The sequence below is a fragment of the Hydrogenophaga sp. A37 genome (assembly GCF_002001205.1).
Taxonomy (GTDB): domain Bacteria; phylum Pseudomonadota; class Gammaproteobacteria; order Burkholderiales; family Burkholderiaceae_C; genus Hydrogenophaga.
Genome location: NZ_MUNZ01000144.1, coordinates 1 through 13308, shown reverse-complemented (window position 1 = coordinate 13308; position 13308 = coordinate 1). Strand labels below are relative to the sequence as shown.

The 13308-nt window shown below is 65.1% G+C and carries 11 protein-coding genes; 5 read left to right on the top strand and 6 right to left on the bottom strand.

Annotated features, from left to right (window positions below; all coding sequences use genetic code 11):
* Positions 1 to 3: 3 nt before the first annotated feature.
* The 3 genes from B0E41_RS19870 to aroC all read right to left on the bottom strand — a co-directional run bounded on the left by B0E41_RS19870 (position 4) and on the right by aroC (position 3702).
* On the bottom strand, positions 4 to 1356 hold the full coding sequence (locus tag B0E41_RS19870) for a tetratricopeptide repeat protein (protein WP_077333663.1): 1353 nt from the start codon (positions 1354 to 1356) through the stop codon (positions 4 to 6).
* Positions 1357 to 1430: 74 nt separating this feature from the next.
* Entirely contained in the window at positions 1431 to 2609 is a 1179-nt protein-coding gene (locus B0E41_RS19865; protein ID WP_253195034.1) for an MFS transporter, read from the bottom strand.
* Positions 2602 to 3702, bottom strand: a complete 1101-nt coding sequence (gene aroC / locus B0E41_RS19860; RefSeq protein ID WP_077333644.1) for a chorismate synthase — start codon at positions 3700 to 3702, stop codon at positions 2602 to 2604. Before aroC ends, B0E41_RS19865 begins: the two co-directional genes overlap by 8 nt.
* 165 nt (positions 3703 to 3867) lie before the next feature.
* Between aroC and B0E41_RS19855 the strand changes: the two genes are divergently transcribed.
* A complete protein-coding gene (locus B0E41_RS19855; protein ID WP_077333622.1) occupies positions 3868 to 4296 on the top strand; it encodes a cupin domain-containing protein in 429 nt (142 codons plus the stop codon).
* A 126-nt stretch (positions 4297 to 4422) separates the two neighbouring features.
* Here the strand turns inward: B0E41_RS19855 and B0E41_RS19850 are convergent, their stop codons facing one another.
* Positions 4423 to 5079, bottom strand: coding sequence for a glutathione S-transferase (locus B0E41_RS19850; RefSeq protein ID WP_077333600.1), 657 nt, complete (start codon positions 5077 to 5079; stop codon positions 4423 to 4425).
* A gap of 133 nt (positions 5080 to 5212) precedes the next feature.
* Here B0E41_RS19850 and phaZ point away from each other — a divergent pair, with 133 nt between their 5' ends.
* Entirely contained in the window at positions 5213 to 6433 is a 1221-nt protein-coding gene (phaZ, locus tag B0E41_RS19845) for a polyhydroxyalkanoate depolymerase (RefSeq protein WP_077333580.1), read from the top strand.
* Between the two features lie 54 nt (positions 6434 to 6487).
* Here the strand turns inward: phaZ and B0E41_RS19840 are convergent, their stop codons facing one another.
* Entirely contained in the window at positions 6488 to 6955 is a 468-nt protein-coding gene (locus B0E41_RS19840) for a CBS domain-containing protein (RefSeq protein ID WP_077333577.1), read from the bottom strand.
* Between the two features lie 119 nt (positions 6956 to 7074).
* On the opposite strand from B0E41_RS19840, the gene B0E41_RS19835 reads away from it, so the two are divergent.
* From B0E41_RS19835 to B0E41_RS19825, 3 genes are all read left to right on the top strand, one after another.
* A complete protein-coding gene (locus B0E41_RS19835; RefSeq protein WP_077333575.1) occupies positions 7075 to 8385 on the top strand; it encodes an O-acetylhomoserine aminocarboxypropyltransferase in 1311 nt (436 codons plus the stop codon).
* Between the two features lie 67 nt (positions 8386 to 8452).
* Positions 8453 to 9274, top strand: a complete 822-nt coding sequence (locus B0E41_RS19830) for an alpha/beta hydrolase (protein WP_077333573.1) — start codon at positions 8453 to 8455, stop codon at positions 9272 to 9274.
* Between the two features lie 5 nt (positions 9275 to 9279).
* Positions 9280 to 12786: a two-component regulator propeller domain-containing protein gene (locus B0E41_RS19825; RefSeq protein ID WP_143433922.1), complete on the top strand. Its 3507-nt coding sequence runs from the start codon at positions 9280 to 9282 to the stop codon at positions 12784 to 12786.
* Between the two features lie 19 nt (positions 12787 to 12805).
* Here B0E41_RS19825 and B0E41_RS19820 read toward each other — a convergent pair whose 3' ends face one another.
* Positions 12806 to 13174 carry a DUF2917 domain-containing protein gene (locus B0E41_RS19820; protein ID WP_077333569.1) on the bottom strand — a complete coding sequence of 123 codons (369 nt, stop codon included), beginning with the start codon at positions 13172 to 13174 and terminating at the stop codon, positions 12806 to 12808.
* Positions 13175 to 13308 lie beyond the last annotated feature (134 nt).

Below are 13308 nucleotides of genomic sequence, written 5' to 3'. Positions count from 1 at the left end.
CTCTCAGGCAGCGGACGTCGGCAGGTCCCCGGTGTGGTCACGCAGCAGCCACGCCGCCTCTTTGGTGCTGGGGTGCAGCGGGTGGAGTTTGGCCATGGCGCGGTACACAGCGAGGGCCTGGTCGGTGCGGCCCAGCCCCTGGTGCAGCACGCGGGCGATCAGTTCGTAGGCTTTCGGCACCGACGCATCGCGGGGATAGCGTTTGTCGAAGCCCTTGAGCAGCGCCAGGGCCAGCTTGTGGTCCATGGCTTTCCAGGCCAGCTCGGCCAGCGTCAGGGTCAGCTCGGCCGACTCCAGCGTCAGGTCGGGGGCCTTGGCGAGGGTGGCACCGTACACCTGCAGGGCATCCTGGCCCTTGTGTTCTTTGAGCAGGGTCTGGATGTATTTCTGTGTGAACCAGGTCAGCGTGTCTTTCTTGTCCGCCGTCAGCAACAGCACACGGTGGTAGCGGCGCTGGTCCGGCAGGGACTCGGGGCTGGCGCGTTGCCAGTCGTAGGCCAGGTCGTAGGCGTCCTTGATCTGCCCATCGCGGATCAGGTCGGCCACCTGGGCATCGCGCACCCGGACCTCGGGATTGGGCCCGGCGCGGCGAGCGCCCTGCCCGTTCGGCACCAGCTCGTTCGTGGGGTCCTGCACCAGGTCGATGTCCAGGTTCTCGTGGTTCTGGAACATCACATAACCCACCATGCTGGCCGTCACCCACGAGAAGTACACCGCCACGAAGGCCATCACCGGGGCGATCAAGCCCTTGGGTGCCAGCGGCAACAACAGGCCCCAGGCCACCGGCATGCCCAAGCTCAGCAGCAGCATGAACACGCACAACAGCAGGTAAGGCATGCCCACCGCCGACATGGCCCGCAGCAGCTCGGCGGGGTTGATCGCGCTGCGGAAGCTGCAGGTCTGGATCAGCACCATCAGCGTGGCAGGCAACACGAGGGAAGAGATCAGGTTGCCCATGAGACCCAGCCCCTCGCCGACCGACGCCAGCATGGCAATGAACAGCCCGTGCACCATCAGCACCCCGAGGAATTTCCAGGGCAGGTTCGTCCATGCGGGATCGCTGCGGGCGCTGTCGTAGTCCGAGCTGTTGAGCACGCCCGTCGAAGCCATCGCCGCCACCTTGAAGCTGTAGCGGGCGGTGGCCAGCAGGATGCCGATGACGGCAAACACCCCGATCAGCGGGGAGACCATCACCGCCAGCGCACACAGCGACAGGAACACGGCATAGGTCAGCGGCCGGGGCTGGAACGGGAACAGGAAGAAGGCGTTGAGGCGGTGCCAGAAGGGTGGAATTCTGGGCGGCGCATCGTGCGCGCGGGAGCGGTGGGAGACCGGCGTTTGGGGGGATGGGCTCATGGCGATGTGTGACAGCTTGTAATCAAGAACCGTGGCATTGTGCCTGCGCCCCGAAGGCGTCCAACGGAACCTGTTCACACCACGGCGGAGAGGTGTTCCAGCCGCCGCAGCCGCCAGGCACACAGCGTGGCCACGATGGCCAGCCCGCCCGACAGCCAGAACACGCTGGCCAGTCCGAGAGCCGAGCTGAGCACCCCGCCCCCGAGCCCACCGAGCACACCTGGCAGGCCATAGCCGATCACCGTGTAGAGCGCCTGCCCGCGCCCGCGCAGCCGGCCGGGGAAGTGGTGCGAGAGCAGCGCGATGCACACGGTGTGGTGCGCGGCGAAGGTGATGGCGTGCAGCGCCTGCGCCGCCAGCAGCAGCGGCCACACCAGCGGCAGGCCGGCGGTGAGCCCCATGCGCAGCGCCATCAGCGCAGACGCCAGCACCAGCCAGCCCGTCAGAGAAAGCAGCGGCAGCCAGCGGCCCTGGGTGAAGAACCAGCCGATCTCGATCAGCACCGACACCGCCCACAGCAAGCCGATCACGGTCTTGCTGTAACCCAGGCTGTCGAGGTAAAGCGAGAAGAAGACGTAGATGAAGATGTGCGAAAGGATGTGAAAGAACACCGCCGCGAAGAACCAACGCACCGTCGGTTGTTTCAGAAGGGGCCAGACGGCGGGGTGGTCGTCGTCGTGATGCACGGCCTCCTTGTGGTCGGGCAGCAGCCAGACGCTCACCACCACCGCCGCCAGCGTGACCAGCGTCCAGGCGGGGAAATGCCCCATGCCAAAGCGCTCGAACCACCAGCCCGCGACCATCACGGTGATCAGGAACCCGAGCGAACCCCAGAGCCGCACACGACCGTAGCGCTTGGCGTCAAACGCCCCGCCCTGGCTCACCAGGTGCGCCAGCGCGGCCTCGCTCATGGGCATCATCGCGCTGGTGTGGGTGAACATGAGCAGCAGCACAACGAACAGCGCCACCGGGCCGAGCGGAAACCACAGCGCCAGCGAGAACACGAGCGCCGCCGTGGCGCCGTAGCGCAGCAGCTTGACGCGCTCCCCCGTGCGGTCGGAGAGCGTGCCCCAGGCATAAGGCGCAAACAGGCGCGTGGCCGACTGCACCGAGGTCAGCACGCTGATGGCGAACAGGCCGAAGCCCAGCTCTTTCAGCCAGAGCGGCAGGTAGGGATTGAAGAAGCCGATGTGCGCGAAATAACTCGCAGACAAAGCGGCAAACGGCAGCAGCTGTTTGCGCTGCTCAGGCACGGCCGGCGGCGGCGATGTCCGGCGTGTCCACGTGCACATCACCGCACTGCGCACGGTGGCGCAGCGCGTGGTCCATCACCACCAGCGCCAGCAGCGCTTCCATGATGGGCGCGGCGCGGATGCCGACGCAGGGGTCGTGGCGGCCCTTGGTGATCACTTCGGTCGGCGCGCCCGCCACATCGATGCTGTCGCGCAGGATCAGGATCGAGCTGGTGGGTTTGATGGCGATGGACACGTCCAGGTCCTGCCCGGTGCTGATGCCGCCGAGCACGCCACCGGCCTTGTTGCCCACGAAGCCTTCGGGGGTGAGCGAGTCACCGTGCGTGCTGCCGCGGTCGCTCACGCTGGCGAAACCGGCGCCGATCTCCACGCCCTTCACGGCATTCAGGCCCATCATCGCGTAGGCGATGTCGGCGTCGAGCTTGTCGTACAGCGGCTGGCCCAGGCCCACCGGCATGTTCTGCGCCACGACACGCAGGCGCGCGCCACACGAGTCGCCGCTCTTGCGCAGTTCGTTCATGAAGGTTTCGATGGCCGACACATCGGCCACCGGCGCGAAGAAGGGGTTGTTGGGCACGTGGCCCCAGCTTTCGAAGCCGATGGCCACATCGCCCACCTGCGTCATGCAGGCGTGGAAGGTGGTGCCGTATTTTTCTTTCAGCCACTTCTTGGCCACGGCGCCAGCGGCCACGGTGGGTGCGGTCAGGCGGGCCGAGCTGCGGCCACCACCGCGCGGGTCGCGGATGCCGAACTTCTGCCAGTAGGTGTAGTCGGCGTGGCCGGGGCGGAAGGTCTGCAAGATGTTGCTGTAGTCCTTGCTGCGCTGGTCGGTGTTGCGGATCAGCAGGGCGATGGGCGTGCCGCTGGTCTTGCCCTCGTACACGCCACTGAGGATTTCGACCGCATCGGGCTCATTGCGCTGGGTCACGAACTTGCTGGTGCCGGGGCGGCGACGGTCCAGATCGAGCTGGATGTCGGCTTCGGTCAAGGCCATGCCCGGCGGGCAGCCGTCGATCACGCAGCCAATGGCCGGGCCGTGGGATTCACCGAAGTTGGTGACGCAAAACAGGGTGCCGAAGGTGTTGCCGCTCATAGTGGACCGGATTATCCCAGAGGGGCATGCGGCTCCCGGGATGGTGCTCCCGCACCCAGCTTGGTGCGTGCCCATGCCCATCAGGGCAGAAAGGCCAATGGAACGCTTCATGCTTCATGCCGCACCGCAACAATCCGATTGCGTCCACCCGACCAGGAGCGCCCCATGCTGGACCGAACCACCACCCTGTTCTCCCACGTCAAGCCCGGCGAAAACGAGTTCGTGCGCGGCGGCCTGCGCGACTTCTTTCTGTACCGCGACCTGGGCATCGCCGCCGCCACGCACGGCCAGGTGGTCGCGCACCTGGTGAAGGCCAACCTGCCGCCCGACGGCGGCACGGGCTGGCACATCCACGAGGCCGACTTCCAGATCGTGATCATGACCAAAGGCTGGGCCAAGTTCATGTATGAAGACCAGGTGACGCTGGTCGAGGCCGGCGACGTGGTGCACCAGCGCCCGGGCATCCGCCACTACCTGTTCGACTACTCACCCGACATGGAATACCTGGAGATCGTCTCGCCAGCCGATTTCAAGTCGGTGCCGGTCGACCCGGTGTGCGAGATCCCGCCGCCGACGCCCTGGACCGAAGCGTGAAGCGATGTGCGAGGAATCTCCGGCGCGGAACGCCTTCACCCAGAACGCCGCGGAACCGGCTTCGCCGGGCCGCCAGCGTTGCCCCCTTGAGGGGTGACGCGCCCTTAGGCGCGGCGCGGGGGTGGGTCAAAACTCAGCGTCGAGTTCGTCAATCTCGTCCGGCTCGGCCTCAGCCGCCGCCACCCATTCTTCGACCGCCGGCAGCGCCGTGATGGCGTCGCAGTAGGCGACGCAGGCTTCGTCCAGCGGCACGTCGTAGGTGATGAAGCGCATGACCACCGGCGCGAACATGGCGTCGGCGATACAGGGCTTGGCGCCAAACAGGAACGGGCCGCCGTACTTGGCCAGGCACTCCTGCCAGATGGTTTCGATGCGATCGATGTCGGTCTGGGCCCGCGACCAGAGCTTGAAGCCCGGGAAGTGCGCCTTGATGTTCATGGGCAGCGAGGAGCGCAGGGCCGAGAAACCCGAATGCATCTCACCGCAGATGGCGCGGCAATGCGCCCGCGCCGCGCGGTCGGCCGGCAGCAGGCCCGCATTGGGCTTGATCTCGTTGAGGTACTCGCCGATGGCCAGCGTGTCCCACACATGCACGCCGTCGTGGTCCAGCGAGGGCACGCGCATCGAGGCCGAGAGCAGCAGCATTTCGGCCTTCATGGCCGGGTCGTCGGGCGAGATGACGTGCTCGGTGAACGCCAGCTTGGCGAGTTTGGCCATGAGCCAGCCGCGCAAGGCCCAGGCTCCGTAGTTCTTGCTGCTGATCGTCAGTACCGCTTTGGCCATGGGGTGCTCCTGGTTGGTGGCGTGGTGAGCAATCCCTGTGCCACCTGTGTGCACCGGCCCTGCACCAGCGCTGTGCACAGGCTGCTGGCCCGTTCCTTGCCTGCAAGCGACATCTCCTACAGGAAAGACCGTCATGCTGTATCAGGCTTACCAACTTCAGTCCGACCTGGTCTCACCGTTGCGGCTCGCGGCACAGCACCTCAGTGCGTCGCTCTGGTTGCAGAAAACCGAACGCACCATGGTGCGCAAGGTGGCGGCCGCCTGCGACGTGCTCTCCCGCCTGCGCCTGACCCACACGCGCCCGCCGTACAACATCCACTCGGTCATGCTCGGTGAGCGCGAGGTGGCCGTGGTCGAAGAGACCCTGCTCACCCTGCCCTTCGGCACGCTGCTGCGCTTTCGAAAGGTGGGGGCGGACGACCTGCCCTTCCAGCCCCCGGTGCTGCTGGCCGCACCGCTCTCGGGCCACTTCGCCACGCTGCTGCGCGAGAGCGCGCGCACCCTGCTGCAGGACCACGACGTCTACATCACCGACTGGCACAACGCGCGTGACGTGTCGCTGCTGCACGGTGGCTTCAGCCTGGACGACTACGTCAGCTACTTGATGCGGTTCACCGAGACCATCGGCCCTGGCGTGCACATGGTCGCCGTGTGCCAGCCCTGCGTGGCCGCGCTCGCCGCCACGGCTGTGATGGCCGAAGACGACAACCCAGCCCAGCCGCGCAGCCTGACGCTCATGGCCGGCCCGGTGGACTGCCGGGTCAACCCGACCGAGGTCAACAAACTGGCCACCAGCCAGCCCATCGAGTGGTTCGAGAAGAACCTGATCAGCCACGTGCCACTGCCACACGCCGGTTTCATGCGCCGCGTCTACCCGGGTTTCGTGCAGCTCTCGGCCTTCATCAGCATGAACCCCGAGCGCCACAAGCAGTCGTTCCGCAACATCTACGAGCACCTGGAGCACGGCCGGCTGGAGGAAGCCGCGACCATCCAGGACTTCTACGAGGAATACCTGGCGGTCAACGACCTGCCGGCCGAGTTCTACCTGGAGACGGTGGAGAAGGTGTTCCAGACCTACGACCTGCCACGCGGCGTGTTGACCTACCAGGGCCGCACGGTGAACCCGGCCGCCATCCGCCGCACGGCGCTGATGACGGTCGAGGGCGAGCGCGACGACATTTGCGCCGTGGGCCAGACGGTCGCCGCGCAAGACCTCTGCCCCAACGTGCGCCCCTACCTGAAAACCCACCACATCCAGACCGGTGTGGGCCACTACGGGGTGTTCAGCGGGCGCCGGTGGAACCAGCAGATTTATCCGCGGGTGCGCGACATGATCCACGCATCGATGGGATGACCCCAAAAACACAAACGCCCCGGAGATCGGGGCGTTTTGCTGAGTGGGGAGCGTTCAGGGGAAGTTCGGCTCGTTCTTGCCGGTTTCTTCTTCGGGCCAGTCGCGGATGTAGGCCTTGAGCATCTTGTTCTCGAAGTTCTGGCTGTCCACCACGGCCTTGGCCACGTCGTAGAAACTGATCACCCCCATGAGCATCTTGCCGTCCATCACCGGCATGTAGCGGCTGTGGCGCTCCAGCATGAGTGGGCGCACCTGTTCGAGTTCGGTTTCGGGCGTGCAGCTCATGGGCTGACGGTCCATCACCGCGCTGACGGTGCGGTCGCCGAGGCTGCCACCGTTTTGGGCAAGGGTGTGGATGACCTCGCGGAAGGTCAACATGCCCGCCAGCTCACCCCGGTCCATGACCGCCAGCGAACCGATGTCGAACTGGGCCATGGTTTCGATCGCCCGGCTCAGGGATTCGTCGGGCTGGATGGTGTAGAGCGTGCCGCCCTTGACGCGCAGGATGTCACTGACTTTCATGTCTTTTCTCCTCGGTGGTTGGCTGTCCCCAGCATGGCTGGCATGCACCGCAATATAGCCCACAATCCAGCCAATCTCACGCCTTTGGTGGGCGTGTTGAACAACTGGAGACACGTTCCATGCCCGGCTATTCCGACCCCGGCTTCGACACGCTCGCGCTGCACGCAGGCGCCACGCCCGACGCCACCGGCGCGCGCGCCGTGCCGATCCACCTCACCACCTCCTTCGTCTTCGAATCCAGCGACCACGCGGCCGCCCTGTTCAACCTCGAGCGCCCAGGCCACGTCTACAGCCGCATCAGCAACCCGACCAACGCGGTGTTCGAGCAGCGCATGGCGGCGCTGGAAGGCGGCATCGGTGCCATCTCGGTCGCCAGCGGCCAGGCCGCGCTGCACCTGAGCATCGCCACCCTCATGGGCGCGGGTTCGCACATCGTGGCCAGCACCGCACTCTACGGCGGCAGCCAGAACCTGCTGCACTACACGCTGCGCCGCTTCGGCATCGAGACCACCTTCGTGAAGCCCGGCGACATCGACGGCTGGAAGGCCGCTGTGCGGCCCAACACCAAGCTGTTCTTCGGCGAGACCGTCGGCAACCCCGGCCTGGACGTGCTCGACATTCCCACCGTGGCGCAGATCGCGCACGAGGCCAAGGTGCCGCTGCTGGTGGACAGCACGCTGACCACGCCCTACCTCATCCAACCTTTCAAGCACGGCGCCGACCTCATCTACCACTCGGCCACCAAGTTCCTCAGCGGCCACGGCACCGTGATCGGTGGCGTGGTGGTGGACGGCGGCAGCTTCGACTGGGACGCATCCGGCAAATTCCCCGAACTGACCGAGCCCTACGACGGCTTCCACGGCATGACCTTCAGCGAAGAAAGCACCGTGGGCGCCTTCCTGCTGCGCGCGCGCCGCGAAGGCCTGCGCGATTTCGGCGCCTGCCTCTCGCCGCACAGCGCCTGGCTGATCCTGCAGGGGCTGGAGACGCTGTCGCTGCGCATGGAGCGCCACATGAGCAACACCGAGAAGGTCGTGGCATTCCTCGCCAGCCATCCGCTGGTGAGCCGCGTGGGCCACCCGATGCTGGAAACGCACCCCAGTCACGCGCTCGCGCAGAAGCTGCTGAAACACGGCGCGAAAGGCGCGGGCGCGGTGTTCAGCTTCGACATCAAAGGCTCGCGCGAGCAGGGCAAGGCCTTCATCGAAGCGCTCAAGATCTTCAGTCATCTGGCCAACGTGGGCGACTGCCGTTCGCTGGTGATCCACCCGGCCAGCACCACGCACTTCCGCATGAGCGACGAGGCGCTGGCAGGCGCGGGCATCGGCCCCGGCACGATCCGGCTGTCCATCGGTCTGGAAGACCCGGACGACCTGATCGACGACATCAAACGCGCGCTCAAGGCGGCAGAAAAGGCAGGCAACCCATGAGCCCCCACGTTCATCACTTCGTGTATTCACTGCCCCCCAAGGGGGCGGCCCGGCGGGAGGCCTGACCATGTACCTGCAAGTCAACGGCGCACAAACCTACTGCTACACCGGCGGCAAAGCCTTCGACGCCGCCAAACCCACCGTGGTCTTCATCCACGGTGTGATCAACGACCACAGCGTCTGGATTCTGCAAAGCCGCTACCTGGCCAACCACGGCTTCAATGTGCTTGCGGTCGACCTGCCCGGTCACTGCAAGAGTGGCGGCGAAGCGCCGTCTTCTGTCGAAGAAGCCGCCGCCTTCATCGCCGCCCTGCTCGATGCAGCGGGTGTTCAGAAAGCCGCGCTGGTGGGCCACAGCTGGGGTTCGCTGATCGCCATGGAAGCCGCCTCCCGGCTGAAAGACCGTGTGAGCCACCTGGTGCTGGTGGGCACGGCCTTCCCCATGAAGGTCTCGCCCGCGCTCATCGAGGCGTCACTCAACGAGCCCATGAAAGCGCTGACCATGGTCAACGTGTTCTCGCGCAGCACCCTGGCCGCACCCCCCTCGGCGCTCGGCCCGGGCACCTGGGTCTACGGCGGCAGCATGGCGCTGGGCCAACGGGTGCTGGCCAGCAACACCACCGTCAACGTGTTCCACAGAGGCTTTGTGGCCTGCGACCGCTACGCGGGCGGCGAGGCGGCGATGGCGGCCATCACCTGCCCGGTGCTCTTCCTGCTTGGCGCGCAGGACCAGATGACGCCGCCCAAGGCCGCGCAAGGCCTGATCAATGCCGCCCAGTCTGCGGGCAAAGCGGTGCGAGTGGTGAGCCTGCCGGTCGGTCACCACCAGATGACGGAAACGCCAGACGCCACGCTGTTCGCCATCCGCGACTTCCTCCTGGGTCGCTGAAGCGCTTGCAGGGCACCGGCGCGCTGATCAGACGCAGAAGGAGGAAAAAGTCGACGGGCGCGTCGTTCTATTTCTCGCCACCGACCTTCAATCGAGGAAAATGGCCAGAACACAGCACGAACTGCCATCATGTGAAAAATGGCGGCGATCGACGCAACCGGATTCTGTACAAGAACGGCGACAAGAACAACATGAACGTTTACGCATTCTTGAAGGCTGCGATCGCTTCATCCCTGTCCGTGCTGGCATTCCTGGGTTCAGCACCCATGGTGGCCCAGGCTCGCGAGCCGTCGGATGCCGTGAGTCTGGCAGTGATCGCTGGCACCGACATCCCGTTCGCAGCCTTAACCGGAGAAGCGGGTCTGCCCTCCGGGAACGTGTATGGCATTGCCCAAGACACACAAGGCTTCCTGTGGTTTGCCACCGGTGATGGCCTGAGTCGTTTCGACGGCTATGCCTTCCGGAACTTTCGATTCGATCGCAACAACCCCAACGGTCTGGGCCACAACACCGTCGTGACCATTCGCCCGGGACGCGGTGGCGTTTTGTGGCTGGGCACCTCCGGCGGTGGGGTGGACCGGTTTGACCCGGTGACAGAAACCTTCACCCACTACCGCCACGACCCTAACAACCCCGGCAGTCTGAGCAGCAACAGCATTTCAAGAACTGGCCTGCAGGAGGATCCCCAGGGTGTTTTGTGGGTGGGCACCAATGACAGTGGGCTGAACCGGCTTGATCCGGCAACGGGCGCCGCGACCCACTTCCGACACGACCCTCAAGACACCAACAGTCTGAGCAGCAACAACCTCGAAAGTGTCTACCGGGATTCCGGGGGAGCGCTGTGGATCGGTACGACCAACGGGGGGCTGAACCGGCTGGATACAGCCACCGGGCAGATCACCCGCTATCCATCGCGTCCAGACGACCCGCACACCCTGCCCAGCCCGCGCGTGTTTGCGACGCATGAAGACCGCGCCGGGAGGTTCTGGGTGCTGACCGAAGGGGGCATCGCCTTGCTGGATCGGTCCACCGGTCGCGTCACCCGCCACGCCATCGGAGCGGTGCAGCAGGCAGCGGCCAGCCTCAATGCGACCACCACCATCTACGAAGACAGCAAAGGCACCCTTTGGCTGGGCACAGGAGGCGCAGGTGCCTTGAAGTTCGACCCCGCGCGGGGCACCTTGGAGCAATACCGGCACAACCCCGCAAACCAGCACAGCCTACGCAACAATTTCGTCAGCTCGTTCTGGGAAGACCCTTCCGGGACGATGTGGGTGGGCACCCTGGGCGGTGGGGCGAACAAGCTGTCCACGCGGCCGCCCAAGTTTTCCCGTTACCGACACGGACAAGACGCCCACAGCGTGGCCGACAACTTCATCCTCTCCCTCTTTGAGGACCGGAAAGGCGTGGTGTGGATCGGCAATGATCGAACCCTCAACCGCTGGGACCGCAGCAGCAACACGTGGCGAATCTACCGCAACGACCCCGCAGACCCGACCAGCATCTCCAACGGTTCGGTGACGGCCATCCAGGAAGACCCGGATGGCACGCTCTGGTTCGGAACCTACAACGGTGGGCTGAACCGCTTTGACCCCAGGACCAACCGGTTCAAGGTCTACAAGGCGTCGCCCAATGCTCCGCATGCGCTCAGCGACGACATCATTCGCTCGCTCTACCGCGACGCCAACGGTGTCTTGTGGGCGGGGGGCTGGAGCAACGGACTGAACCGCTTTGATCGCACAACGGATAGCTTCCAGCGGTTCCAGCACGATCCGGGCAAGCCGAGCAGTCTGGGAGGCGGCTCGGTGACCGACATCTACGAAGACCGGGCGCACACCTTGTGGGTGGCCACGGAAGGTGGTGGTCTCAACCGGTTCGACCCAGCGACAGAAACGTTCAAGCGGTACCGGAACGACCCCAAAGATCTGGCCAGCCTGCCCGACGATGCCGTGCGGGTCCTCCATGAAGACCGGGCCGGTCAGTTCTGGGTGGGAACAGCCGGTGGCTTGTGTGCCTTCAACCGGACGGATGGAACCTGCACAACGGTCTACACCCTGAAGGAGGGGCTGCCCAACAACACCATCGAAGGCATCCTGGAGGACGCTCAAGGCAACTTGTGGATCAGCACCAACAACGGCCTCGCCCGCTTCAACCCCAAGACCAAGGCCTTTCGAAACTACGATGTCCTGGACGGATTGCAAAGCAACGAGTTCAATGTCTTCACGGCCTTCCATAAAAGCCCACGCACCGGCGAGATGTATTTTGGTGGCATCAACGGCTTCAACGTTTTTGACCCCGGCAACATCCAGGACGACCCCTTTGTTCCGCCAGTCGTGCTTACCGATTTCCGGCTGTTTGGCAAGTCGGTGCCGGTAGGTGGCATGGACCCAGTGTTGACGAAAGACATCAACAAGACGGATGCGCTGACACTTCCCCACTTTCAAAACAGCCTCTCGTTCGAGTTTTCAGCGTTGAGCTATGTCACGCCGACCAAAAACCGGTACCGCTACCGACTGGAAGGTTTTGACACCCACTGGCGCGAGGTGGGCAGCAACGAACGGTTGGCGGTTTATACCGGCCTGCCGTCGGGCCAATACCTGTTCCGGGTGCATGGTTCGAACGAAGATGGGGTCTGGAACGATCAAGGCGCCAGCGTCAAGGTGACCATCACGCCACCGTGGTGGGCAGCGTGGTGGTTCCTTGGCCTGATGCTGACGCTCCTGCTGGGCCTGGCGTTCAGCGCGGATCGCCTTCGGGTCATGCGCCTCAAGCGATACAGCCAGAAACTGGAGCGCGACGTGACCGAGCGCACGGCCGAACTGGCCGCAAAAAACAAGGAGCTGGAGGCCTTTTCCTACTCCGTCTCACATGATTTGCGCACGCCACTGCGCCACATCGACGGCTATCTGTCGCTGCTCAAGGAAAGCGCTGCGCCAACGCTCGACGAAGACAACCTGAAGCACATCGAAACGATTGCCAGCGCGACCCGTCGCATGAGCACACTGATCGACGACCTGCTGTCTTTCTCGCGGATGGGGCGCCAGGAGATGTGCAAGACGGCCGTGGACCTGGGGTCCTTGGTCGCCGATGTCGTTCGGGAGATGGCCCCCGAGACCGAGGGCAGAGACGTCGACTGGCACATCGCCGAACTGCCCGTGGTTACCGGGGACCGCGCCATGTTGCGTGTGGTGCTGGTCAACCTGATCTCGAACGCCCTGAAATTCACCCAGAAGCGTGAGCGAGCAGAGATCACCATCGGCTGCCTGCCTGACCCAGCGGCCGACACCGTGGTCTTCGTTCGGGACAATGGCGCCGGTTTCGACATGCGGTACCACGACAAGCTCTTCGGCGTCTTTCAGCGCCTGCACCGCATGGAAGATTTCCAGGGCACGGGCATCGGCCTGGCCAACGTCTTCCGGATCATCGCCCGGCATGGCGGCAAGGCGTGGGCAGAAGGAGAGGTCGACGCCGGTGCGACCTTCTATTTCTCGCTACCGAAGGGCAAAGCCTGAGGACCGCCCAGCGTCAGGTTCAGCGCACAGCCGCCGAAGCGACCGACGCCGACGCGCGGAGCCACCTGCCCAGCCGTGCGCCCAAGCGCCACAGCACAGCCCAGGCGGCCGGGCGCGACGCGGGTTGGGCCAACGGCACCAGCTGGTACTCGCTGTAGCAGGACGGTGCGTCCTCGGGTCGGCGGGGCTCGGCGTCTGCGCCGATCACCACCCAGTCCTGCAGCAGGTCGATGGTGGCGCCGGGGCCGAGAAACAGATCCTGCGCCACGTTCGGCTGGGTCAGCCAGAGGCGGCCGCTGACCACCCTCAATCGCACGCCGGTGCTGGCGTGGATGAGCCGGGTCTGGCGGGGCAACAAGCGGGTGGGCTGGGCGGTGGTCGGGTGCATGGCGGGCCTCCTGTGAATGAGCCTCCACTGTCCTGCTTCGAGGGCTCGCGCGACAGACACACAGACCGCACAGTTCGCGCCATCAGATGCAGCACAGGCCCCATCTGTGTGGTCGGTTTCGGGGCCATCTGTAC